The sequence below is a fragment of the Nordella sp. HKS 07 genome, from assembly GCF_011046735.1.
GTDB lineage: Bacteria > Pseudomonadota > Alphaproteobacteria > Rhizobiales > Aestuariivirgaceae > Taklimakanibacter.
This window is the reverse complement of the sequence record NZ_CP049258.1, coordinates 2709176-2732716: the sequence shown is the minus strand read 5'-3', so window position 1 is coordinate 2732716 and position 23541 is coordinate 2709176. Positions and strand designations below refer to the sequence as shown.

Genomic DNA, 23541 nt, shown 5'->3' with positions numbered 1-23541 from the left:
GCCGGGCTGAAAAAATCGTGATCGAGGCGCCAGAGCGGTGCCGCCACTTGATCCTCCCACCTTATCCGTTCGGCGCGATCCTACCCCAACCGCCATCCCGGCGAAAGCCGCTATCGGATTCACACATCTCGTGAGGGATGCGCCCTTACCCTCGCCCCGCTTTAGCGGGGAGAGGGAGGGGCCCATTGCGTAGCAATGGGAGGGTGAGGGGCTTTTGCGAGATTGAGTTCGACCTCAGACAACTGAACGCTCTCGCAACAAGTATGCCCTCACTGCGTCGGTGGCGGTGGCCGTGCCCCTCACCCTTCCCGCCGCTGCGCGTCGGGCCCCTTCCCTCTCCCCGCTGCGCTTCGCTTGCAGGGCGAGGGTAAAGCGGCAGGCCGGTCATTAGATGTGTGAATCCGATAGTGGCGAAGCCCCGGGTGACGAAATGAAATGATGAGGCGCTTGCCTACATCCCCCATCTCAACCCCGGCGTATGCACCGGCGCATCCCAGAATTTCAGCATTTCCGCATCGAGCGCCGTCACGGTGATCGAGCAGCCGGCCATGTCGAGCGACGTCACATAGGAGCCGACCAGCGAACGCGCGATCGTCACGCCGCGCCGGGCAAGCGCCTCGACCGCGGCGTGATACATGAGATAGAGCTCCATCGCCGGCGTGCCGCCGAAGCCATTGACGAAGAGCAGCACATCGCCGGACTTCGCCGCCTCGAGATCAGCCAGGATGGCGATAATCATCTCTTCGGCGATGGCATCGGCGGGCATCAGCTTCACGCGCCGGCGTCCCGGCTCGCCATGGATGCCGACGCCCATTTCCATCTCGTCCTCGCCCAGGACAAAGGTCGGCTTGCCGGCGGCGGGCACGGTGCAGCTCGTCAGCGCCACACCCATCGAGCGCGAGCGCTTGTTGACCTTCTCGCCCAGGCTTTTCAGCGTCTGCAGATTCTGTCCGGCCTCGGCGGCGGCGCCGACGATCTTCTCGACCACCAGCGTGCCGGCGACACCGCGCCGTCCCGTCGTATAAAGCGAATTCTCGACCGCCACATCGTCATCGGTGATGACCGTCTCGATCGTGCGGCCCGCCATCTCTTTCGCCATCTCGAAATTCATGAGGTCGCCCTCATAGTTCTTGACGATGAAGAGGATGCCCGCCCCCTGGTCGACCGCTTCCGACGCGGCGATCATCTGGTCGGGTGTCGGCGAGGTGAAGACCTGGCCCGGGCAGGCGGCATCGAGCATGCCATGGCCGACGAAGCCGCCATGCAGCGGCTCATGGCCGGAGCCGCCGCCCGAGATCAGCGCCACCTTGCCGGGCTTCAGGCTCTTGCGGCGGATGAACTTGCGATCCTCGCCGAGCGACACCAGATCGGCATGGGCGGCGGCGAAACCGTCGAGGCTTTCGGTCAGGACATCATCGACGGCGTTGATCAGCTTCTTCATCGGCGTTTCCCTTTTGGCGGTTCATCCTCGATCAGCTTCGCCACCTGGCGGACGAAGTCGCTGATCAGCGTATGGAGCCTGGCATTCCTGTCGTCATCGCCGAGATCGGGCAGATAGACGGTATGCGCCTTCACCTTGTGGGCGGCATGGATTGGGGTGGGGCGGTTGGGATGGGCGGCGAGATAGAGGCCCAGGAAGTTCCGGCGCTCCTCGAGCGAGAAATGACAGACCTCGAAGATGAGATCGAGATGGACGACCGGAATGGGCACCGCATAGACGGGATTGGTGATCTGCGAGACGAAGCTGCGGTTCTTGCCGAGGGCGGCCGCCAGACGCTGGCGCGTGCCGGAGGGCCTCCTGTCGATGACGTCGCTCAGAAGCTTCTTATAGGCGGCGACGGCGGCCGGCGTCTGGGGCTGGGCTTCGGCCATCAGCCGATATCCGCCAGAGCGGCCTTGACGCGCGCGATGGATGCGGGCGAGACCGACAGCGTTCTGAGTCCTGCCGCGATCAGCGCCTTGAGATGCCGGGGCTCGCTCGCCATGTCGCCGCAGAGACTCACCGGAATGCCCTGCTCGCGGCCAAAGCGCGTCACATTGGCGATGAGGCTGAGCACCGCCGGATGCGCCGGATCGCTTAAGTTCGCGACCGCCGCCTCATCGCGCGCCGCCGCCATGACATATTGGGTCAGGTCGTTGGAGCCGATCGAGAAGAACGCGGCTTTCGCCAGGAGCTCCGGCGCCACTGCGACGGCCGGCACCTCCACCATGATGCCGAGCGGCGGGCGTTTCGCCGCGATGCCTTCCCGCGTTAGCTCGGTCATCACCTCGTCGAGCAGCGCCGCCGAGCGGTCGAGCTCGTCCGCGATGGTGACCATCGGCAGCATGATCTTGAGATTGCCGTGGACGGCGGCGCGCACCAGAGCGCGCAGCTGCGCCTTGAATACCGCGACATGCTCGAGTGTCAGGCGCACGCCGCGTTGACCCAGAAACGGATTGCGCTCGCCTTCCGGCGTAAATCCCTTGATCGGCTTGTCGCCGCCGATATCGAGGGTGCGGATGGTGACGGGCCGGCCCTCGGCCCAGTCAAGGAAGCTGCGATAGGCGCTGTACTGCATCTCCTCGTCGGGCAGCTTCTGGCCGTCGCGAAACAGGAACTCCGAGCGCATGAGACCGATGCCGTCGCAGAAACGGGGATCGAGGCTTTCGAGCTCCTCAGGCCCCGCGACATTGATCAGAAGCTCGATCCGGCTGCCATCCTTGAGGCGCGCCGGCTCGGCGAGGAAGCGGGCCTCGCGGGCGCGCTTTGCCGCCAGCGCCTCGGCCTTCTTCGACCACAGCTTCTTCTGCGCCATGTCGGGGCTCAGCACCAGGAGGCCAAGTGCCCCGTCGATCACCGCTTCGGCATGGCCGGCACTTACGATGTCGCCGAGCCCCACGACCATCGGCACGCCGCGCCCGCGCGCCAGGATGGCGACATGGCTCGAAGGACTCCCGTGGCTTAGCGCGATGGCGCCGCCCTTGGACCAGTCGGCTTCCAGGAACAGCGAGGGCGGAACGTCATCGCCGATCAGGATCGCGCCGGCCTGCGCCAGGCTCGCACTCTCGCCGCTCAAGGCGCGCAGCACGCGGTCGCGCATGTCTTTCAGATCGGCGGCACGGGCGCGGAAATAATCATCGTCCGACAGTTCATAGCCGACGATCTCGGCTTCGACGGTCTTGCGCCAGGCCGCGTCGGCCTCGATGCCCTGGGCGATCAAGGCGTGCGCCGGCTCGAGCAGCGCCTCGTCCTCGAGGAGTGCGATCTGGAAGCCCAGCATCTCGGCGCCCTCGGCCGGCGCGGTCTCGACCAGCGTCGTCAGGCCGGCAATGGCCGCCGCGACCGCCGCGTCAAGGGCGCGCCGCTCGGCCTCAGCGTCGCCGGCAACCCGGCGCCCGCTCCGGGTCGCGCCCAGAAAGAAGATCGGCCCGGCGAATATGCCGTCCGAAGCGGGCTTGCCTTTCAGCTCAACCGCTTGCCGCATGCGCCGCATCCTCGTCGAAATCACGCTCGACAAGTTCCTTCAGCGCCGCGACCGCGGCGGCCGCATCGGCGCCCTCGGCGCGCACATACAAGATCGAGTCCTGCTTCGCCTTCATCGCCATCACCTTGACGATGCTCTTGGCATTGATCCACGGGCCGTCGGGCTCACCCGCGATCTCGATCACCGCGGCAAAGGTCTTCGCAAGCTTGGTGAGCTTGACCGAGGGCCGCGCATGCAGCCCGACATCATGCCGGATCGGCACCGAGTTGGAGATCCATGCGGTCATTGCGGCGACAGCTCCTCGGCGGTGCGCCGGACATCCTCGAGCGACGCGCCGCCCCAGGCCTCGGTCGCCGCCATCACCGCACCCTCGACGATCGGCGCATTGCAGATCACGACCTTGCCCTGCCGATCGGCGTCCAGCATCTCGACCGCCATCTCGCTGTTGGTCTCCGCACCGCCGAGATCGACAAGGATGGCGACGCCCTTATCCGACCAGGCTTCCTCGATGGCTTTTACGATCTTGGCGACATCGGTGCCGAGCCCGCCCTCGGGATTGCCGCCGCAGAAGCCCAGCGGCACGTCCTCGCCCACCATCTGGCGGACCATGTCAGCAGTGCCGCGCGCCACATCGGGCGAGTGCGAGACGATGACGATGCCGACCTTGTCCTTCATTCTCTTCCCTCCAATACGTCGCATATCGCGGCGATCAGCACTTCGCTCGAGCGCGCACCCGGGTCCATATGGCCGATCGAGCGCTCGCCCAGGAAGGACGCCCGCCCCTTGAGCGCCTTCATCGGCACGGTCGCCTCGGCCCGGCTGCGGGCAAGCTCCCGCACGCTGTCGAAGCTCGCCGTGCCATTGCCGATATGTTGGGCGACCGGGCCCCAGACATCAAGCATGGTCTTGTTGTCGAAATCGGCCTTGCCGCGGGCCTTGACCGCCGCGACCGCAGCGTCGAGTGCCCGCGCCAGATCGGCGAGGCCGGGCTCGGCCGGCAGCTCCTTGCCGAGCGTCAAAAGCAGGGTTCCATAAAGCGGCCCCGAGGCGCCGCCCACCTTCATCACCAGCGTCATGCCCATGGCTTTCAGCGCCTCGGGCAAGGGTTTCGCCAGAATATTCGCCCGGTCGGCGAGAATGGCCTCGAAGCCGCGCTTCATATTGAGACCGTGATCGGCATCGCCAATGGCCGAATCGAGCGTGGTCAGCTCCTCCGCATGGGCGATGATGCGGCCCGCCGCGACATCGAGCAGTTGGCCCAGATCCGGCGTCATGGCGCACCTCTCAGTCTTTGGCCCTGGGCGTCGAAATAAAGCGGTTTCATCAGTTCCACCGCCACCAGGTCACCGGATTTGAACATCGTATCGGGCGGCGTCAAGGTGGTGATCCGATGCTCGCCGAGGCGCAGATGCAGATGGTTCTGATCGCCCAGATGCTCGACCCATTCCACCTGGGCTTGCCCGGCTCCATCCTTGCGCAACCCCAGATGCTCGGTGCGCGCGCCGACCGTGGCGGCGCCCCTCGGCAGGGCGCCATTGGGCAGGAGCCCGGCAGGGAGGAGATTGATCTGCGGCTGGCCGAAGCGCTGGGCGACATAGACGGAATCCGGGTCCTCATAGATCTGGCGCGGCGAGCCTAGCTGGATGAGGCGGCCCTTGTCGATCACGCCGATGCGGTTGGCCATGGTCATGGCCTCGATCTGGTCATGCGTCACATAAAGTATGGTGGCGCCCAGCTCCTGCTGGATGCGCTTGAGCTCCAACCTCAGATCGGCGCGCAATTTGGCGTCGAGCGAGGACAGCGGCTCGTCCATCAGATAAACCGACGGGCGCCGCACGAGAGCCCGGCCGATGGCGACGCGCTGCATCTCGCCGCCCGAGAGCTGGGTCGATTTGCTGGCGAGCTTATGGCCGATGCGCAGCAGTCCCGCCACCTCCTCGACGCGCCGTCTGATCTCGGGCTCCGGGATACCCCGCGCCGGGCTGCGCAAGGGGAAGGCCAGATTGTCGAAGACGCTCAAATGCGGATAGAGCGAATATTGCTGGAACACGAAGGTCACATCGCGCGCCGCGGGCGCGAGGCCTCGCGCATTGCGGCCATCGATCCACACCTCGCCCTGATCGGGCGTCTCGAGACCGGCGACGATACGCAAGGTCGTCGTCTTGCCGGCCCCCGTCGGACCTAAGAGCACGGTGAACTCGCCGTCGGCGATATCGAGGGTAAGGCCGTCGACGGCGGTGACCGATTTGAACCGCTTGGTTACGTTGCGGAGCGCGATGTCAGCCATGGGCGCCGCCCACATTTCCCCTTCTCCCGCTTGCGGGAGAAGGTGGCCGAAGGCCGGATGAGGGTGTCTGTTTGAAGCGATGATTGCGCGTAGGCGACGGGAGCGTTCGATTGCGGTCCTTCACTCTCCGCAAAGCTGAACCAACACCCTCACCCACCCTTCGGGCACCCTCTCCCGCAGGCGGGAGAGGGGGAAAACCTCGAAACTCAGCGAGCGTCATTTCAGTTTCCCCCGCATCATCGCACATCATGCAAAGCAGATCTGAGCGCGCGGCCGGAATCTTTGTCGAACAACGACAGGCGGTCGGCAAGGAAGTTCAAGCCCACCTGCTCGCCGCTGCGCACCACCTGGCTCGCCGGCAGCTTCACCTTGAGCCGGCCCTGCGGCACCTTCACCGTCACGATCTGCAAGGTGCCGAGATATTCGCTGCCGAACACTTCGCCGCGATAGCTGGACGCGTCGTCGAAGCGGATATGCTCGGGCCTCGCGCCCAGAACCAGATCCTCGGCCGGCGCATCCTCGCGCAATTCCGGGATGGCGATGATAGCATCGGCCAGCGCGAGTATCCTGGCGCCTTTGGCCAGCCCGCCCCCGACCTCGATCAGATTCATCGCCGGCGAACCCACGAAATCGGCGACGAAGATCGTGGCCGGGCGGTCATAGATTTCCTGCGGCGAGCCCAGCTGCTCGATCCGGCCTTTGTTCATGATGGCGATGCGGTCGGCCATCGACATCGCCTCGAGCTGGTCATGCGTCACATAGACGGTGGTCGCCTTGATGCGCTCATGCAGCCCCCGCAGCTCCGCGCACATGAGGTCGCGGAATTCGGTGTCGAGCGTGCCGAGCGGCTCGTCCATCAGGAAGGCGAGCGGGCGGCGCACGATGGCGCGCCCGAGCGCCACGCGCTGGCGGTCGCCACCGGCGAGGCCCGATACCGGCTTGTCGAGAAGCTGATCGATGCGCAGCAGTTTCGCCGTCTCCTCGACGCGCGCTTTGATCTCAGCTGCGGCAACGCCCTGGCACAGAAGCGGGAAGCCGATATTACGGCGCACATTCATATGCGGGTAGAGCGCGAAGAGCTGGAACACGAAGGCGATGTCGCGTGCTGAGGCGCGCTTGAAGGCGACATCCTCGCCGCCGAGCAGGATGCGCCCCGCTGTCGGCAGCTCGAGGCCGGCGATCATGCGGAGCGTCGTCGTCTTGCCGCAGCCCGAAGGCCCCAGCAGGCAGAAGAAGGAGGCGTCGGGGACGGTGAAGCTCTCATCCCTGACGGCGGTGAATTCGCCGAAGGACTTGTTCAGATTCTCGACGCGGATCTCGGCCATCAGTTCACTCCATGCTCCCGTTCGTCATGGCTGCCGCATGCCTCCAGTATTCCCCCTCTCCCGCCTGCGGGAGAGGGTGCCCGACAGGGCCGGTGAGGGTGTTGGTTCGGCTGACGCTTTCTTTGCCAGGTTCTCCGATCATGTCACAAAGGACACCCTCATCCGGCGCTTCGCGCCACCTTCTCCCGCATGCGGGAGAAGGGGAAATAATGGTTCCTTCCTTGATCATGTCTGTCACCTCATTCCGGAAACTTCGACACGATGACGAACATCACCGTCCCTGCCAGCATGGTGGCGAAGGACCAGGTGTAGAGGATAAGCGACAAGGGCTGCAGCAGCATGAGCACGCCCGCGGCGATGACAATGGTCGCCAGATTTTCCCAAGGGCCGCGGCGAAGGCGCAGGAAACGGGTGAGGAGATCGCTCATTTTCGCACCGCGCCGAAGGTGATGCCGCGCAGGAGATGCTTGCGCAGAAGCACGGTGAAGACGAGCAGCGGCACCAGGAAGAGCGTGGTGCCGGCGCCGACCGCCGGCCAGTCCATGCCGCCCTCGCCGATGATGGTCGGGATGAAGGGCGGCGCCGTCTGCGCCTCGCCCGAAGTGAGGAGCACGGCGAAGGCATATTCGTTCCAGGCGAAGATCAGGCAGAAGATCGCGGTGGCGGCGATGCCGGTCGCCGCCTGCGGCAGCACCACCTTGAAGAAGGCGTGCAGCCGCGTATAGCCGTCGATCATCGCCGCCTCCTCATATTCCCTGGGGATCTCGTCGATGAAACCTTTGAGCAGCCAGACGGCGAGCGACACATTGACGGCGGTATAAAGCAGGATCATGCCGAGCGCCGTGTCGGAAAGGCCGAGCTTGCGGTACATGAGATAGATCGGGATGGCCACCGCGATGGGCGGCATCATGCGCGTCGACAGGATGAAGAAGAGCAGATCGTCGGCGAGCGGGATACGGAAGCGCGAGAAGGCATAGGCCGCGAGCACGCCGAGCGACACCGCGAAAAAGTCGAGCCGAAGGCGATGATGAGCGAGTTCCAGAAGCGCGGCACATAATTGGAGGGGCCGGCGATGACCATGTCGCGCTTGCGGGTGATCTCGTCGCAGATGCCGGAAGGCGGCCCCAGCGACTGGATGTAGTCGGCCGTCTGGCGCGTGCGGGTGGTGAAGAGATTGCAGTAGCCTTCGAGCGAAGGCTGGAAGACGAACTTGGGCGGATAGGCGATCGAATCGGGTGGCGTCTTGAAGCCGGTCATCAGGATCCAGGCGAGCGGGATCATCGAGACGACGGCATAGAGGATGACGATCGTCCCGGCGACCTTCTTCGACAGCGCCGAAGGGGCGACGACGGAATGGGCGGTGGTCAGGGCCTGGCTCATCTCTGCTTCACCCGGTTGAGCGCCTTCACATAGATATTGGCGAGGCCGAAGACGGCGACGAAAAGGATGATGGCGAAGGCCGAGGAATAGCCGGTGCGCCACTTCTCGAAAGCCTCGCGCTTGAGCGTGATCGAGGCGACTTCGGTGGTCGATCCGGGTCCGCCGCCGGTCAGGAGATTGACCATGTCGAACATCTTGAAATTCTCGATGCCGCGGAACAGCACGGCGAGCATGATGAAGGGCAGCGCCATGGGCAGCGTGATCGACCAGAATTGCCGCCACGGCGAGGCGCGGTCGACCTCGGCCGCCTCATAGATGTAGTCGGGGATGGATCTTAAGCCCGCGAGGCAGATCAGCATCACATAGGGCGTCCACATCCAGGTATCGACGATGATGATCGACCAGGGCGACAGATGAACCGAGCCCAGCATCTCGAAGGACGACGGCTCGATGCCGGTGAAGAACGAGACGACGGTGTTGAAGAGCCCGATCTGCGGCTGATAGAGGAACTTCCAGAAATTGCCGACCACCGCCGGCGACAGCATCATCGGGATGAGGATGATGGTCGTCCAGAAGGCGTGGCCGCGGAACTTACGGTCGATGAGATAGGCGAGGCCGAAGCCGATAAGCGTCTGCAGCAGGATGGTCCAGAAGACGAAATGCGCGGTCGCCTGCATCGCCGCCCACACATCGGGCGAGCTCAATATGTCCTGATACCATCTGGTGCCGACATAAGTGATCGGCCGGTTGGGACGGTTCGCCTGGTAGTTGGTGAAGGAGAGATAGATCGTCCAGATCAGCGGAAAGATGTTGATCACCAGGAGGAGGACGATGGTCGGCGCAATGAAGACCCAGGCGATCGCCTTGTCGGAGAGGCCGCGCATGCGCCGGGCCATGACGGGTGCTGTGGTGCCCGCCGCCTGATCGGCGATCCCGCTCTGTGCTCGATCCTCTGTCGTCGCCATGCTCATATCCAGGGTGCCTCTGGGCGTGCTCTGCCAGGTTTCCCCTTCTCCCGCTTGCGGGAGAAGGGTGTATCGCGCCGCGTGGTGGCTCTCGGCAGTGTTCGGATCGACTGCCTGACACCCTCACCCGGCCTTCGGCCACCCTCTCCCGCAAGCGGGAGAGGGGGAATGACGGGGGAGCGCGAGAGCCGACCTAGTTGCTGATCTTGCCTTCTTCCTTGAAGACCTCGGTCCAGTCGGCGATCAGCTTGTCGAGCGCCTCCTTGGCCGTGCCCTGATCGGCGACGACATAGTCATGCAGGCGCTTCTGCATGGCCTGGAGGAGCGAGGCATAGGCCGGCTCCTGCCAGAAGTCCTGGACGCCGCCCATCGCCTCGAGGAACTGGCCGGCGAAAGGCTGCGAGTCCTTGAAGGAAGGATCGTTCAGCACCGCATTGAGGCAGGAATAGCCGCCCAGCGACCACCATTTCTTCTGCACCTCGGGCTGCGCGAACCATTTGATGTAAGCAAGCGCGCCATCCATGTTGTCGGTGTTGGAGACGACCGAGATGCCCTGCCCGCCCAGCGTCGAGGCGGCGACCTTCTGCGCCGGGTTAACGAAGAAGCCGACATGTTCACCGCCGACCTTCTCGTCCTTGTACATGCCGGGCATGAAGGCGAACCAGTTCATCATCATGGCGACCTGGCCCGATTTGAAGGCATCGAGCCCCTCGCCCATATAGCTGTCGGTGTAGCCCGGCGGCGTGCAGCATTTGTAGAGGGACTTGTAGAATTCGAGGCCCTTGACGGCGTCCTCGGAATTGACCGCCCCTTCCATCCGGTAGGAGCCGGGCTCTGTCTCATATTTGAAACCGAAGGAATAAAGCGCCGAGGTGGCGCCCATGGTGATGCCTTCCGACGCCCGCTCGGTGAAGATCGCCGCGCCATAGACCTTCTTGCCGTCGATCTCGCGGCCCTGGAAGAACTCCGCCACCTGCTTGAGTTCGTCCCAGGTTTTGGGGACGCTGAGATCGCGGTTGTATTTGCTCTTGAACTCGGCCTGGAGCTCCGGCTTGGCGAACCAGTCCTTGCGGTAGAACCAGCCATTGGCGTCGCCCATCGCCGGCAGCGCCCAGTAATTGGGCGTGCCCTTGGGCCAGGTCGAATAGGCATAGACGGTGGCGGGCGCGAAGTCCGCCATCTTGATCCCTTCCTTGTCGAAGAAATCATTGAGCTTCACGTAATTGCCGTTCTCGGCGGCGCCGCCGATCCATTGCGAATCGCCGATCAGCAGATCGCAGAGCTTGCCGCCCGAATTGAGCTCGTTGAGCATGCGGTCGGCGAAATTGGGCCAGGGCACGAATTCGAACTTCATCGTGATGCCCGACTGTTTCTCGAAATCCTTGGACAGCTCGACCAGCGCATTGGCCGGATCCCAGGCCGCCCAGCACAAAGTCAGCTCAGCCGCTTCGGCCCTCGACTGGCCGGCGGCGGCGGCGAAAGCGGCAAGACCGAACGCCGCTGCAGTCTTCAGCATAGTCTTCATGAGGTCTTCTCCCGTTGCCATCCGCATCCGGCCGCCGGAACGGCTTCCGCGATGCGCTTCGGCTCAGGCGCCTCAGGGCGCGCGGCCGAATTTCGTTGTTAAGTAATTTTGTTTATTAAGACACCAATTACTAAACAACACAAGCGCGTAGACGTGCAACTGCGAAGGGATTTTCGCTGCATAACGGTAAGATATTGAATTGAGAAGTTTAGTTGAATGTTTAGCACGTGGCCGCCCTCAAGGCGGCCACCCAGCCTATCCATGCAGCAGGTGCAAGGTGCCGAGACTGGATGGCCGGGTCGACGCCCGGCCATGACGGGCCGGGGCATCGCGCGAAGCACTCTCCATCTCGTCATGGCCGCCCTCGAGGCGGCCATCCAGCCTATCCGCGCAGCAGCTGTATGGCGTCCCAACTGGATGGCCGGGTCGGGGCCCGGCCATGACGAGCGGGGGGCGCGGCCGTTTGCTTAACTCGTCATGGCCGCCCTTGAGGCGGCCATCCAGCCTATCCATGCAACAGCTGCGAGATGTCGAGACTGGATGACCGGGCCATGACGGGCTCGGGCAGCGAGTGGAGCGCTCTCCATCTCGTCATGGCCGCCCTCGAGGCGGCCATCCAGCCTATCCATGCAGCGGCCGCGAGACGTCGAGACTGGATGGCCGGGTCGAAGCCCGGCCATGACGGGCTGGGGCAGCGAGTGGAGCACTCTCCATCTCGTCACCGCCGCCCTCGAGGCGGCCATCCAGCCTATCCATGCACCGGCTGCGAGACGTCGAGTCTGGATGGCCGGGTCAAGCCCGGCCATGACGGGCTGGGAAAGCGTGGAGAAGTCATCACCTTCTGAGACGACGCACGTCGACGACGCGGCCATTATGCCGGTTCACCGCGATCTCATATCGTCTCCCGCCGCGCCAGGCCCGATAGACGAAGAATCGCCCGCTGCAATTGACGCGCCGGACATCGCGAAAACCGCGATTGCGCAGGATCCGCTCGCCGTCCCGGCAGGAGATGGCGCGGCCCTGATTGAGGTTCGAGCCGATATGTATGTTGATCGTGACGGCTTGCGCGGGGGGCGGCAAGGCGACCGGCTCCGCCAGGCTCAAAGCCAGGCCGAAGCAGAGCAACAGATGTGGACGCATGGACATTCTCCATTTTTATTTGGATAAGCCGTCCTTGAATATTCTTCCATCCTTCATGATCACGACGAAGTTCTTTTGCGGATCGGACACCAGATTGAGATCCGCCAGCGGATTGCCGTCGACGAGAAGCAGATCGGCCAGCGCACCCTCCTGCACGACGCCGAGCTTTCCCGGATAGGGATTGATGAAGCCTGAGAGCGCCAGCAGTTCGCCGGCATTCGCTGTCGCGGATTTGAGCGCCTGGGCGGGCGTCATCCACCTGGACAGCATGGCGAGATAGCTGCCCTGGCGGCTGGCGGCGACCGGATCAAAAAGGATGTCGGCGCCAAAGACCGTCTTGATGTCATATTTCACCGCCATCTTGTAGGCGTTTTCCGTTCCGGCGAAGACCTCAAGAGCCTTCTTCTGCGACACCGGGCTCATGCGCGCGAACACCTCCGCGTCATAGCTCAGGGGCTGGAGGCTCCACCAGACGTCCTTCTCCTTGATCAGTTTCGCGGTCGCATCGTCGATCAGCTGGCCATGATCGATGCATTTGACGCCGGCATCGAGGGCGCGGCGGACGGCGGCCGATGTATAGGCATGGACCGTGACATAGGTCCCCCAGTCGGACGCCGCTTCGACGGCGGCCCGCATTTCGGCCGGGGTGAACTGCAGGGACTCGATCGGGTTATGCGGCGAGCTGACGCCGCCGCCCGCCATCAGCTTGATCTGGCTTGCGCCATTGCGGAGCTGCTCGCGCACGCGCAGGCGCACCTCGTCGGGACTGTCGGCGATGGCGGCAATGCCCACCCGCTCGGTGTAGCTCAAGGGGCCGCCCGGCTGGCGCGGCAGCTCGAACAGGAAGCGGAAATCGCCATGCCCTGAGGTTTGCGAGATGAAGGCGCCGGAGGGATAGATGCGCGGCCCCGGAATGATGCCTTCATCGATCGCCCGCTTGAGGCCGAAAGTCGGACCGCCGAGGTCGCGGATAGTCGTGAAGCCGCGCATCAAAGTCGCTTCGGCCTCGCGCGCGGCGCGATAATGCACATAGGACGGATCGGCACTCATCATGACCGGCTGCGGCGTCGCCGCCATGATGGCATGCCAATGCGAGTCGATGAGACCCGGCATCAGGACGCGGCCGTCGCCGGCGATGATCCGCGCCCCAGCGCCGGCGTCGATCTTGGCCGCGGAGATGCGCTCGATGATATTGCCTCGCACCAGCACGTTCGAAGGCGGCGAAAGATCGGGAGAGCTCCCGTCGAAGACCCGTACATTCTCGAAGAGCGTAACACCCTCGGCAACGGGTGCGACCGTCGGTTCGAGTCCCGGAACGTCGATGTCGAAGTCTTCCGCGAGAGCGGGCCCGGCAAAACCGATGCACAGAAGAAGGCCGATGGCGGCGGCGCATCCGGCGGCTGAGACAAGTCGAAGAACGGCCATTCACGGTTCTCCTCTCGGACTTTTGATTATGTCGCGGCGCTGATGAAGCACCACGCCGCATGGGGCTCAGGTCATCACGTCGAGACTTCGCCGAAGAACGCGACCTGCCGGTCATCGCCTTTGGCGCTGTCGCAGCCTGCTCCTCGGATCGCCAGCACCTGTCTCGTCCTAGCGCGGGATGCGAAAAAGTGGGCACCGGTTTTTCGCAAGAATCCCGCGGTAACATATAAGAATCGATCACGTTTATGAGTTTGGATTGATTCAATCCAAACTCATCGTGATCTAATACGATACCGCCTTGAAAGGTTCCTGCCAATGGTTAGGAGGTCCGGAATTGCGCCTTCCGTCCCATATTGGGATATTTCTCCGTGTCGTCCGAAAGCCCCGCGTCTGGACAAAGGGTGGAAACCTAAAGCGACCTCGAGCGTAATAGTCAGGGCATCCGGCGTGGTATTTCCACATCGCCGGGATGTACGCTAAACTTAGGCTTTGGAGTTGACGACCATGAAGACGCTCGCCGCCCTCGCCGTTACGGCCTCGCTCTTTGCCCTTGCGGTACCCGACACGGGCGCCGAGGCGAATACGACCAAGCTGCGCGTCAAGAACCATGACAACTATAAGATATCCTGCAACACGGCGCGCCATATGGTGCGCGAGCAGGGCTACAACCCGGTCAGGGTCAAGAGCTGCACGTCCACCGTCTTCTCGTTCTATGCGCAGAGGAACGGCCGCACCTACGTCTTCTATGTGCATTCGCGCACCGGCTTTGTATGGCGCGCGTGACGAAGGCGCCGAAACGGCGCGTCATGACGCTCACCTCAGATCTGGTCGCGCTCTGCGCCAGGCCCGCCGTGGATCTGGGCCCCGACCTCAAATATGAATATTTCGACGATGACGACTACCGTGCCGCGGCGGCGTCCCTGCTTGGACGTCGGCCCGACAGCGAAGGCGAAGGCGCCGTATGGCTCTTCGCCTACGGATCGCTGATCTGGAAGCCGGAAGCGCAATATGCCGAGCAGCGGCGCGCCGTCATCCATGGCTGGCACCGGTCTTTCTGCATGTCGCTGACACGCTGGCGCGGCACGCCCGAGCAGCCCGGCCTCATGATGTGCCTCGAGCGCGGCGGCAGTTGCGAAGGCGTCGTCTATCGCCTCGCCCCCAGCAACGAGGTACATGACCTCGATCTCCTGTTGCAGCGCGAGCTCGGCAGCCATGAGGCGCTCGACAGCGTGCGCTGGGTATCGGCGCGCACCGCGCAAGGCCCTGTCCCGGCGCTTGCCTTCTACGCCCATCCCTCGCGCCTAGACACCTATGTCGGCAAATGGCCCTTGAGCAAAGTGGCGCACAATCTCGCCCGCGCCTGCGGACATCTGGGCTCGGCGGCTGAATATCTTCAGCAGACGGTCGCGAAGCTGGAAGAGCTCGGCATCCGCGACCGCAATCTCTGGGCGCTCCAACATCTGGTGGCGGAGGAGATTGTGCGGATGAGGGAGGGCGGGATGATGCAGGAATCATGCGCCGTCGGTGGAGGTTGAGAGCGGGGCGGTATTGCCGAATGAGGTCCTCTTTGAGCGCTTCGAGCATTTTGTCCGACATCTCGTCCCGCACAACCGCCTCGGCTTCGCTGGCGCAGAACGCTTTGAAGAAAGTGGCCTGCCCCCGCGCCCGATCTCGTGTCGCGATTCAGGGGCATCGGACATAAGCGGATATGAAGCGACCTTCGGATATTGGGATATCCGCCTCGACATGACTTTCATTGCATTTTCCCAACAACTCACCAATAGGCTTTGCCAGCTGGCCTATTCTGTGACGACGGCGACGAGGGTGACATTTTCGATCGCCTGAGAGACTTTTGATGCTGGTTCGCGGCGTTGAGCAATAGGGCGTGACCGCCTTCGCCTCAACCATCGGCATAGGCTAGTCGGGTGACCAAATGCCGACCGCAAGCCTCAATGACATCAGCTCCCGAAACTTCACCCGCCAGTTCGCGTCCCCTCACCATTCTCCTCCAGCTCGTCCGGATAAATCACCTCCGCCGGCACAGGACGGCCGTCGACGACATCGACAATTTGTATCTCGAACTCCGGCACTTCCGGCTCGGGCATTTCATCGGGCGTCTCTTCCTTCGCCGCTGCCGCGGCCTCGGCCTCGCTGGCGCTCAGCATCTTGAAGAAAGTGGTCTGCGCCCGCGCCTCGCCTTTGGTGGCGGCGTCGGTGAGTGATCTGATCACCGCCTGGGCCAGCGGCATGGTGACCTCCTTCCGTCCGACCTTCACCTTGACCGGCCGATAGGCCTCCTTGAGCAACAGCGCACGCAGCTGCTCGCCAGGAAAGTCACGCCGGTTCCGGGTCCCCTTGAGCTTTCCCGCCGGATTGCCCGACTGGCCCTTGCGGAAACGTGTCGATTTGGGCGGGCGGCCATAACCGACGTGAGTTTCGTCGCCTTCGGTGTTCGTTGCGTCGCCGGCCATGGCCACCTCCCTTTTCCACTTTCATCCGTGGTTTTTTCTGTTCTAGTTATGTCCAACAAGTCAAGGGATGAGGAGTTCCGCGCATGATCGATGGGATGGTTGGACGACCGCCGAAGACTGAAGGCACACAGACGCAATTCCCTGCTCCGGACGGCTCGATTCCGATCAAGTCCTTGATATTGTTATGTACCCATCGCAAAAACGCGAAAATACCCTGCAAATCCCTGCAATTCCCTGCATCCGGGTTTTTTTGAAATCCATTTGACTTAATCTTTTTTCCAATGATAGCCTTACGCCAGGGAGACGCCAGGAACATGGTGCTCAGAGGAACCAACCAGGAAACGGGAAGGCCGTACAACCGCAGGATCGTGCTGGAAGCGATCCGGCTGCACGGCCCGATCGCGCGGGCAGAGATCGCGCGGCGCGTCGGCCTCACCGTCCAGACCGTCTCGACCATCATCCGCGAGCTCGAGGAGCAGGATTTCATCATCGGCGCCCGCGAAGAGCCGAAGGGCCGCGGATATCCGGCGACCGCGCTCACCCTCAATCCCGACGGCGGCTTCGCCATCGGCGCCAATGTGTCGCCCCTCGGTGTCGACGTTGCACTGGTCAATCTCGCCGGCGACATCATCGGCGCCCAAGGCCGCGAGATGGCCAATCCCGATCCCGCTGCCACCTTCGCCGAGATCGCGCGCATCAGCGCCGAACTGCGCGCCCTTCGTCCCAAGGGCCGCATGCTGGGCCTCGGCATGGCGATGCCCGGTCCCTTCGATGTCGAAGCCATGAGCTTCGTCGGGCCGACGACGCTCGAAGGCTGGACAGGCGTGCCGATCGCCGAACGGCTCCATGCCGCGACCGGGCTTCCGGCCTTTGTCGGCGGCGACGTCGCCTCGGCGGCGCTGAGCGAGCGCCTCTATGGCGCCGGGCGGGCCTTGCACGAATTCTATTATCTCTATCTCGGCTTCGGCACCGGCGGCCGCCTCGTCCATGAAGGCCACGTCCTGCGCGGCTCGCGCGGCAATGCCGGCGAGATCGGCCATGTGCCCTTCATCCCCGATGGCGAATTCTGCCCGTCCTGCGGCAATCGCGGCTGCCTCGAGCGTTATCTTTCCGTCGAGGCGCTGGAGCGGCGCTCGAAGATCGTCGGCGAAGAGGGGTGGATCGCGGAAGCGGCACCGCTTCTGCGCACGGCGATCCTGGCGATCGAGAATCTCTTCGATCCGGAGACGATCATTTTCGGCGGCCTCGCCCCCGAAGGCATCATGAAAAAGCTCGTGCGCGCCGCCGAACCGTTGCTGCCGTCGGTCTCCGCCAGGCGCGACCGCCAGGTGCCGCGCCTCATTCTGTCGATGACCGGCAAGGCGGCGCTTTTACGCGGCGCCGCGGCGCTTGCCTTCTCCAGCGTCATGGCGCCGCGCATCGGCTCGGCCGGCGACGACGACCCCGATCCTCTGATGCAGAAACCCAAAGCGGAGCAAGCGGCGTGAGCGACCAGGTCCCCCTCCTCAGGCTCGAAAACATCACCCGCAATTTCGGCGCCATCGAGGCGCTGCGCGGCGTCAGCTTCGACATCTCGCGCGGCGAGGTGGTGGCGCTTCTGGGCGACAACGGCGCCGGCAAGTCGACCCTGGTCAAGATCATAGCGGGTGGCCTACAGGCTACGTCAGGGCGCATGCTCTTCGACGGTGAGGAACGCAAGTTCTATTCGCCCGCCGAAGCCAAGGCGGCCGGCATCGAAACCGTCTATCAGGACCTGTCGCTGTGCACGAATGTCGACGTCGTCGCCAATTTCTTCATGGGCCGCGAGATCGTGAAGCACTATTTCGGCATTCCCGTCCTGCAGGAAAAAGAGATGTATGACGCGGTCGACAAGGCGCTCGCCAGCGCCGGCACGCGCATCCCGTCGCTCCGGACCAATGTCGAGCATCTCTCGGGCGGCCAGCGCCAGGCGATCGAGCTCAACCGCTTCGTCCATTGGGGCGGCAAGCTGGTGCTGCTCGACGAGCCCTTCGCCGCTTTGGGCGTCGAGCAGACGCGGCGCGGCCTCGACATGATCAAGCGCGTCGCGGCGCAAGGCATCGGCGTCGTCATCATCACCCATATCATGGCGCAAGCCTTCCAGGTGGCCGACCGCATCGTGGTCATCCGCCAGGGCAAGGTGGCGGGTGATGTCAGGCACGACGCGACGACCCCCGAGGAAGTCATCCGCATGATCACCGGCGAGGCCACGATCGGCCGCGCCCAAGAAAAGAAGCCACAACTGCATGCCTGATTCAAAACCAAGGAGGAAACCCATGAGACGCCTGCTGAGTACCCTGCTGGGCGCGCTGGCCATCGCGGCAATCGCGCTCACGACGCCGGCCTTCGCGCAGTCGAAGGGCAAGATCTATTACATGGTGCCGACGCTGCTCGACGAGTTCCAGACGGAGTCGGTCAAGGCCCTCGAGAAATTCCTGAAGGATGTCGGCTATGAGACGGTGACGCTCAATGCCGACAACAAGACCGACATCCAGCAGAGCCAGATGAACGACGTCATCAATCTGAAGCCCAAGGCGATCATTCTCGCCGCCGTCGACTTCAACGCATTGGTGCCGTCGATGGAGAAAGCCCGCGCCGCCGGCATCCCGGTCATGATCTTCGACCGCCAGATCACCTCGTCGCCGTCGGACTTCACGTCCGTCGCCGGCACGGTCGAGATCGGCCATGTCGCGGCGGGCGAGATCCAGCGCCTGCTGAAGGAGAAGAAGGGCGATGTGAAGGGCAAGGTCCTCCAGGTGCTGGGCGATCCGGCCGATCCCTATACGCTCGACATCCAGAAGGGCTTCGAGGAGAAGATGAAGGACTTCCCGGGCGTGCAGATCATCTCGCTGCCCGCCATGCAGTGGGAAGCCTCCAATGCCGGCACGATCGTCGCCGACCAGCTCGTCGCCAATCCCGACATCGACCTGATCTTCGTGCATGCGGCGCATCTCGCCGTCGCCGCCGTCGCCTCGCTCGAGGCCAAAGGCAAGAAGCCGGGCGACGTCATGCTCGTCTCGTCGAACGGCGCGCCCGTCGGCCTCGATCTCATCCGCAAGGGCTGGGAGAATGTCGAGGTGGAGCAGCCGCTTTATGCCCAGGCCGCGGCGATCGCCATGTTCGCCGACAAGGTGGTGAACAAGCAGGAGATCAAGCCCGGCAGCTACAAGGTGCTCGGCCTCGATTCGACGCTGACCATGGAAAGCTGGGGCCCCAATATCAAGATCCCGGGTGCGGCGATCACCAAGGACAATATCGACGAGCCGCGCTTCTGGGGCAACATGAAGGCCCCAACCGAGCCGGTGAAGCCTGTCGAATAAGCCTAAGCGAAGAACCAAAGCGTGATCAGATTGGTTCCGCCCACACCCCTCACCCTGAGGTGGCCGCGCAGCGGCCCTCGAAGGGTGGCCAGCGGCAAGACCTGTGAAGCTGGATCATGCTTCGAGGCTCCCCCGGCTCAAGGCCGGGGTCGCACCTCAGCATGAGGGTATGGGATCGCCTGATCTTATCATGCGCCGGCAACTGCTCCCCCTCTCCCGTCCGAAGGATGTGAGAGGGGGAAACACCCCTACGGAGTCAAATGATGATCAGTTCCCGGCAGCGGGCGCTTGTCGAATTCGTCCTCGACAATCTCGTCTGGTTCATTCTCGCGATCGTGCTCGCCGTGTTTTCGCTGACGATCCCCAATTTCTTCCAGACCGGGATCTTCGTGAACATCATCGAGCAGTCGACCTTTGTCGGCGTCATGGCCATCGGCCTCGCCATCGTCGTCATCGCCGGCCATATGGATCTCTCGGTCGAGATCGGTCGCCGGCCTCACCGCGATGATCACCGGCATATTGTTCTGCTCCCGCGGCATCGGTTTGGGAATAGAGCTGACGCCCGAATGGCTGGTCATTCCCGTGTCGCTCACCGTCGCCATACTGGTCGGCTCCATCATCGGGGGTGTCAATGGCTGGCTGGTGGTCAAGCTCCGCATGAACGCCTTCATCGTGACCCTCGCCTCCTATATCTATGTGCGCGGCATGGTCGATGCCATTTCAGGCGGCCGTTCCGCTCAGGACCTGGCGCCGGCTCTGCGCGTCATCGGCATCGAGACCGTTCTCGGCATTCCGCTCATCGCCTGGATCGCCATTGCCTGCTTCGTCGTCTTCACCTTCATCATGGCGAAGACGCCGTTCGGCCGCCATGTGATCATGATCGGCGGCAACTCCACCGCCGCCTTCCGCGCCGGAATCAAGGTCGACAAGCTCGTCCTCATCGCCTTCGTCCTCGCCGGCGCCATCGCCGGGATCGCCGGCTGGCTGCTCGCCATCCGCACCTCGGGCGCCACCGCCAATCTCGGCATCGGCATGCTGTTCCGCGCTTTCGCCGCGGTGGTCATCGGCGGCGTCAGCCTCAAGGGCGGCATCGGGCAATTGCCCGGCGTCTATGCCGGCGTGCTCCTGCTCTCGTCCATCCAGACGGCCATGAATGTCATGGCGCTGCCTGTCCATTACACCCAGATGATCCTGGGCGGCATGGTGCTCGCCGCCGTCCTGCTCGACACCGTCAAGCTTCAGATCCGGCAGAGACTCGCATGACCGAAAGACTGAAGAACCGCACCGCGCTGGTCATCGGCGCGGCGCGCGGCATTGGTGCTGCCATCGTCGAGCGCTTCATCGAGGAAGGCGCGCAGGTGGTGCTCGCCGACAATGACGCGGAAGCCGGCAAGGTCACGGCGAAACGCCTCGGCGCCCGCTTCATCGCCGTCAATATCGCGCGTGAGGAAGATGTCGAGCGCGCTGTCGCCGATACGGTCGGTTTTTTCGGCGGCCTCGACATATTGGTGCAGAATGCCGGCATCTATCCCTGGACGCTGATCGAGAACATCACCCCGCAAGAATGGGACAGCGTGCTGGCGGTCAATCTCAAAGGCACGTTCCTCGCGGCACGCGCCGCGCTTGCCGTCATGAAGCCCAAAGGCTACGGGCGGATGGTGTTCACCTCCTCGATCACCGGTCCCCGCGTGACGAGCCCCGGCCATGGCCATTATTCGGCGAGCAAGGCCGGCATCAACGGCTTCATCAAGGCGGCGGCGCTCGAATTCGCCGGTTACGGTATCACCGTCAACGGCATCGAGCCCGGCAATATCCTGACCGAGGCGATCGTCGAGCACCGCTCTGAGGCCTTCATCAGGAACATGGAAGACGCGATCCCGCTCGGCCGGCTCGGAGCCCCACGCGACATCGCCAATGCGACCTTGTTTCTCGCCTCCGACGAGGCGTCCTATATCACCGGCACGACCATCATCGTCGACGGCGGCCAGACCTTGCCGGAAGGCAAGGATTTTCGCATCCATCCGGAGTGAGATTGCCCTCGCCCCACCCGGCTCGCTTCGCTCGCCACCCTCCCCGCGCATTCGCGCGAGGAGGGAGAAGTGAACCATATCTCCCTCCCCGCCTCTTGCGGGGAGGGTGGCGCGAAGCGCCGGGTGGGGTCCGGAAGATCAGGAGAAGGTAGATGTCAAAACGCCTATCCGGACGCGTCGCATTGGTGACCGGTGCCGCGCGCGGCATCGGCCTCGCGGCGGCGAAGCGGCTCGCCGAGGAAGAGGCGCGCGTGCTCCTCTCCGACATCGACGCGGAAACGCTGGCGGAAGCCGCAGCGGATCTCACGCGGCAAGGTCTCGCGGTCGACGCCATTGCCTGCGACGTCGCCGATGCCGCGAGCGTTGAACGCATGGTGGCCAAGGCGGCGAACAACTGGGGCCGCATCGACATCGTGGTCAACAATGCCGCCATTTCCGACGACACCCCGATCGAGGAGCTCGACGAAACGCGCTGGCGGCACGTGCTCGCCATCAATCTCGACTCGGCACTTCTTGTGGCGCGCGCCGCTTTGCCGCTTCTCAAGCAGAGCCCGTCGGGCAGCATCGTCAATATCGCCTCGGTGCAGGGCATACGCGGCCAGCCGCATGCCATGGCCTATGCGACAGCGAAAGGCGGCCTCGTCAATCTCACCCGTTGCATGGCGGTGGATTTCGGCCCATTCGGCATAAGGGCCAATGCGGTGGCGCCCGGCTATATCGACACGCGCATGGCCGAGCAGAAGCACGACACGCCGCATGAGCACAAGACGGACTGGTTCCAGGACATCTATTTCAAATATGGCCGCATGCCGCTCCGGCGCGCCGGCAAGGCGGACGATGTCGCCGGCCCCATCCTCTTCCTCGCCAGCGACGACAGCCTCTATGTCACCGGCACGGTGCTGGTCGTCGATGGCGGCTTCACCGCCACTTATTGACTTGAGCCGAAAGACGGACTGTGGCCCTATAGCATCATGCATATTCTCATCATCGGAGCCGCCGGCATGGTCGGCCGCAAGCTCACGAACAGACTGGTGGCGGACGGCAGCGCCGATCAGTTCACCCTCGTCGATGTCATCGCTCCCGAGACGCCGGCGGGCTTCAAGGGCAAGGTTGTCACGCGCGCCTGTGATCTGGCGGAGGACGGCGTCGCGGAGAGCCTCATTGCGGAGCGGCCCGATTTCATCGTGCATCTGGCGGCCATCGTATCAGGTGAGGCCGAAGCCGATTTCGACCGTGGCTATCGCATCAATCTCGACGCGACGCGGGCGCTGTTCGAGGCGATCCGCCGGGAAGGCATGAAGTCGCCCTACAGACCCCGCGTCGTCTTCACCTCTTCGATCGCCGTCTTCGGGGCACCCTTTCCGGAGAAGATCGGGGACGAGTATTTCACGACACCGCTCACTTCCTACGGCACGCAGAAGGCGATCGGCGAATTGCTGCTCGCCGACTATACGCGGCGCGGCTTCTTCGACGGCATCGGCATCCGCCTGCCGACCATCTGCGTCAGGCCCGGCAAGCCGAACAAGGCGGCGTCGGGCTTCTTCTCCAACATCCTGCGCGAGCCTCTGGCGGGCCAGGAAGCGATCCTCCCTGTTGGCGAGGATGTGCGCCACTGGCATGCGAGTCCGCGCTCAGCGGTAGGATTTCTCACTCGTGCGATGTCGATGGACCTGGCGCCTCTGGGGGCGCGGCGCAATCTCAGCATGCCGGGACTGTCGGCGACGGTGGGCGAGCAGATCGAGGCTTTGCGCCGCGTCGCCGGCGAGAAGGCGGTCCGCCTCATAAGACGCGAGCCCGATCCGGTGATCATGAAAATCGTCTCCGGCTGGCCGCGCGATTTCGAGACAAAGCGCGCTGCTGCTCTGGGCTTCAAGGCGGAAACGACCTTCGACGAGATCATCCGCATCCATATCGAGGACGAGCTCGGCGGCAAGATCGGATAAAAATCTTCGCTTGCAATCATGGGCCAAAATTTGGGAAATTGCAGCATGGGACCTGGTGAGCACGAGGACAAGATCGGGCAGTCCGACATTCCGTCATCCCAGCGAAAGCCGCTATCGGATTCACACATCTGATGACCGTCTTGCCGCTTTACCCTCGCCCTGCAAGCGAAGCGCAGCGGGGAGAGGGAAGGGGCCCGACGCGCAGCGGCGGGAAGGGTGAGGGGCACGGCCACCGACGCAGTGAGGGC

General features: G+C 63.6%; 26 protein-coding genes and 1 pseudogene. 11 read left to right on the top strand and 16 right to left on the bottom strand.

What is annotated here, in order from left to right; genetic code table 11:
- Positions 1-451: 451 nt before the first annotated feature.
- From dhaK to G5V57_RS12840, 12 genes and pseudogenes are all read right to left on the bottom strand, one after another.
- Complete coding sequence (gene dhaK / locus G5V57_RS12895; protein ID WP_165167897.1) at positions 452-1441, bottom strand: dihydroxyacetone kinase subunit DhaK; 990 nt, start codon at positions 1439-1441, stop codon at positions 452-454.
- Positions 1438-1872 (bottom strand): hypothetical protein, encoded by a 435-nt coding sequence (locus G5V57_RS12890; RefSeq protein WP_165167896.1) that lies wholly within the window; start codon positions 1870-1872, stop codon positions 1438-1440. Before G5V57_RS12890 ends, dhaK begins: the two co-directional genes overlap by 4 nt.
- A complete protein-coding gene (gene ptsP / locus G5V57_RS12885) occupies positions 1872-3464 on the bottom strand; it encodes a phosphoenolpyruvate--protein phosphotransferase (RefSeq protein ID WP_165167895.1) in 1593 nt (530 codons plus the stop codon). Before ptsP ends, G5V57_RS12890 begins: the two co-directional genes overlap by 1 nt.
- On the bottom strand, positions 3448-3750 hold the full coding sequence (locus G5V57_RS12880) for an HPr family phosphocarrier protein (RefSeq protein ID WP_165167894.1): 303 nt from the start codon (positions 3748-3750) through the stop codon (positions 3448-3450). Before G5V57_RS12880 ends, ptsP begins: the two co-directional genes overlap by 17 nt.
- Positions 3747-4139 (bottom strand): dihydroxyacetone kinase phosphoryl donor subunit DhaM, encoded by a 393-nt coding sequence (gene dhaM / locus G5V57_RS12875; protein ID WP_165167893.1) that lies wholly within the window; start codon positions 4137-4139, stop codon positions 3747-3749. The genes G5V57_RS12880 and dhaM overlap by 4 nt, the downstream gene beginning before the upstream one ends.
- Positions 4136-4738 carry a dihydroxyacetone kinase subunit DhaL gene (dhaL, locus tag G5V57_RS12870; protein WP_165167892.1) on the bottom strand — a complete coding sequence of 201 codons (603 nt, stop codon included), beginning with the start codon at positions 4736-4738 and terminating at the stop codon, positions 4136-4138. The genes dhaM and dhaL overlap by 4 nt, the downstream gene beginning before the upstream one ends.
- Positions 4735-5751, bottom strand: a complete 1017-nt coding sequence (locus G5V57_RS12865; protein ID WP_165167891.1) for an ABC transporter ATP-binding protein — start codon at positions 5749-5751, stop codon at positions 4735-4737. The genes dhaL and G5V57_RS12865 overlap by 4 nt, the downstream gene beginning before the upstream one ends.
- Positions 5752-5987: 236 nt before the next feature.
- Positions 5988-7076, bottom strand: a complete 1089-nt coding sequence (locus G5V57_RS12860) for an ABC transporter ATP-binding protein (protein ID WP_165167890.1) — start codon at positions 7074-7076, stop codon at positions 5988-5990.
- A 239-nt stretch (positions 7077-7315) separates the two neighbouring features.
- A complete protein-coding gene (locus tag G5V57_RS12855; RefSeq protein ID WP_165167889.1) occupies positions 7316-7504 on the bottom strand; it encodes a hypothetical protein in 189 nt (62 codons plus the stop codon).
- Positions 7501-8456 (bottom strand): annotated as a pseudogene (locus G5V57_RS12850) (carbohydrate ABC transporter permease). The gene G5V57_RS12855 and the pseudogene G5V57_RS12850 overlap by 4 nt, the downstream one beginning before the upstream one ends.
- The gene (locus tag G5V57_RS12845; protein ID WP_246737688.1) at positions 8453-9352 is read right to left on the bottom strand and encodes a carbohydrate ABC transporter permease; all 900 of its coding nucleotides are present in this window, start codon (positions 9350-9352) and stop codon (positions 8453-8455) included. Before G5V57_RS12845 ends, G5V57_RS12850 begins: the two are co-directional and overlap by 4 nt.
- A gap of 262 nt (positions 9353-9614) precedes the next feature.
- Positions 9615-10937, bottom strand: coding sequence for an ABC transporter substrate-binding protein (locus G5V57_RS12840; RefSeq protein ID WP_165174078.1), 1323 nt, complete (start codon positions 10935-10937; stop codon positions 9615-9617).
- A gap of 536 nt (positions 10938-11473) precedes the next feature.
- On the opposite strand from G5V57_RS12840, the gene G5V57_RS12835 reads away from it, so the two are divergent.
- Positions 11474-11791 carry a hypothetical protein gene (locus G5V57_RS12835; protein ID WP_165167887.1) on the top strand — a complete coding sequence of 106 codons (318 nt, stop codon included), beginning with the start codon at positions 11474-11476 and terminating at the stop codon, positions 11789-11791.
- On the opposite strand, the gene G5V57_RS12830 is transcribed toward G5V57_RS12835, so the two are convergent.
- On the bottom strand, positions 11781-12086 hold the full coding sequence (locus tag G5V57_RS12830; RefSeq protein ID WP_246737612.1) for a hypothetical protein: 306 nt from the start codon (positions 12084-12086) through the stop codon (positions 11781-11783). The two genes, G5V57_RS12835 and G5V57_RS12830, sit on opposite strands and share 11 nt — an antisense overlap.
- 15 nt (positions 12087-12101) lie before the next feature.
- Positions 12102-13511 carry an amidohydrolase family protein gene (locus G5V57_RS12825; RefSeq protein ID WP_165167885.1) on the bottom strand — a complete coding sequence of 470 codons (1410 nt, stop codon included), beginning with the start codon at positions 13509-13511 and terminating at the stop codon, positions 12102-12104.
- 504 nt (positions 13512-14015) lie between these two features.
- On the opposite strand from G5V57_RS12825, the gene G5V57_RS12820 reads away from it, so the two are divergent.
- The 3 genes from G5V57_RS12820 to G5V57_RS12810 are packed head-to-tail and all read left to right on the top strand — an operon-like array spanning position 14016 to position 15356.
- Positions 14016-14294, top strand: coding sequence for a hypothetical protein (locus G5V57_RS12820; protein WP_165167884.1), 279 nt, complete (start codon positions 14016-14018; stop codon positions 14292-14294).
- Entirely contained in the window at positions 14291-15046 is a 756-nt protein-coding gene (locus tag G5V57_RS12815) for a gamma-glutamylcyclotransferase (RefSeq protein ID WP_246737611.1), read from the top strand. The genes G5V57_RS12820 and G5V57_RS12815 overlap by 4 nt, the downstream gene beginning before the upstream one ends.
- The gene (locus tag G5V57_RS12810; protein WP_165167883.1) at positions 15036-15356 is read left to right on the top strand and encodes a hypothetical protein; all 321 of its coding nucleotides are present in this window, start codon (positions 15036-15038) and stop codon (positions 15354-15356) included. Before G5V57_RS12815 ends, G5V57_RS12810 begins: the two co-directional genes overlap by 11 nt.
- A gap of 128 nt (positions 15357-15484) precedes the next feature.
- Here G5V57_RS12810 and G5V57_RS12805 read toward each other — a convergent pair whose 3' ends face one another.
- Positions 15485-15982 carry a DUF5681 domain-containing protein gene (locus G5V57_RS12805; protein WP_165167882.1) on the bottom strand — a complete coding sequence of 166 codons (498 nt, stop codon included), beginning with the start codon at positions 15980-15982 and terminating at the stop codon, positions 15485-15487.
- A 314-nt stretch (positions 15983-16296) separates the two neighbouring features.
- Here G5V57_RS12805 and G5V57_RS12800 point away from each other — a divergent pair, with 314 nt between their 5' ends.
- The 3 genes from G5V57_RS12800 to G5V57_RS12790 are packed head-to-tail and all read left to right on the top strand — an operon-like array spanning position 16297 to position 19320.
- Complete coding sequence (locus tag G5V57_RS12800) at positions 16297-17469, top strand: ROK family transcriptional regulator (RefSeq protein WP_165167881.1); 1173 nt, start codon at positions 16297-16299, stop codon at positions 17467-17469.
- Complete coding sequence (locus G5V57_RS12795) at positions 17466-18254, top strand: ATP-binding cassette domain-containing protein (protein ID WP_165167880.1); 789 nt, start codon at positions 17466-17468, stop codon at positions 18252-18254. The genes G5V57_RS12800 and G5V57_RS12795 overlap by 4 nt, the downstream gene beginning before the upstream one ends.
- Before the next feature lie 22 nt (positions 18255-18276).
- A complete protein-coding gene (locus G5V57_RS12790) occupies positions 18277-19320 on the top strand; it encodes a sugar ABC transporter substrate-binding protein (RefSeq protein WP_165167879.1) in 1044 nt (347 codons plus the stop codon).
- Positions 19321-19568: 248 nt separating this feature from the next.
- Here G5V57_RS12790 and G5V57_RS34340 read toward each other — a convergent pair whose 3' ends face one another.
- A complete protein-coding gene (locus G5V57_RS34340) occupies positions 19569-19922 on the bottom strand; it encodes a hypothetical protein (RefSeq protein ID WP_246737610.1) in 354 nt (117 codons plus the stop codon).
- Between G5V57_RS34340 and G5V57_RS12785 the strand changes: the two genes are divergently transcribed.
- The 4 genes from G5V57_RS12785 (at position 19903) to denD (ending at position 23293) form a co-directional block, all read left to right on the top strand.
- Positions 19903-20583, top strand: coding sequence for an ABC transporter permease (locus tag G5V57_RS12785; protein WP_246737609.1), 681 nt, complete (start codon positions 19903-19905; stop codon positions 20581-20583). The two genes, G5V57_RS34340 and G5V57_RS12785, sit on opposite strands and share 20 nt — an antisense overlap.
- The gene (locus tag G5V57_RS12780; protein WP_165167878.1) at positions 20580-21350 is read left to right on the top strand and encodes an SDR family oxidoreductase; all 771 of its coding nucleotides are present in this window, start codon (positions 20580-20582) and stop codon (positions 21348-21350) included. The genes G5V57_RS12785 and G5V57_RS12780 overlap by 4 nt, the downstream gene beginning before the upstream one ends.
- Positions 21351-21502: 152 nt before the next feature.
- Positions 21503-22285: an SDR family NAD(P)-dependent oxidoreductase gene (locus G5V57_RS12775; protein ID WP_165167877.1), complete on the top strand. Its 783-nt coding sequence runs from the start codon at positions 21503-21505 to the stop codon at positions 22283-22285.
- A 36-nt stretch (positions 22286-22321) separates the two neighbouring features.
- Complete coding sequence (denD, locus tag G5V57_RS12770; RefSeq protein ID WP_165167876.1) at positions 22322-23293, top strand: D-erythronate dehydrogenase; 972 nt, start codon at positions 22322-22324, stop codon at positions 23291-23293.
- Positions 23294-23541 lie beyond the last annotated feature (248 nt).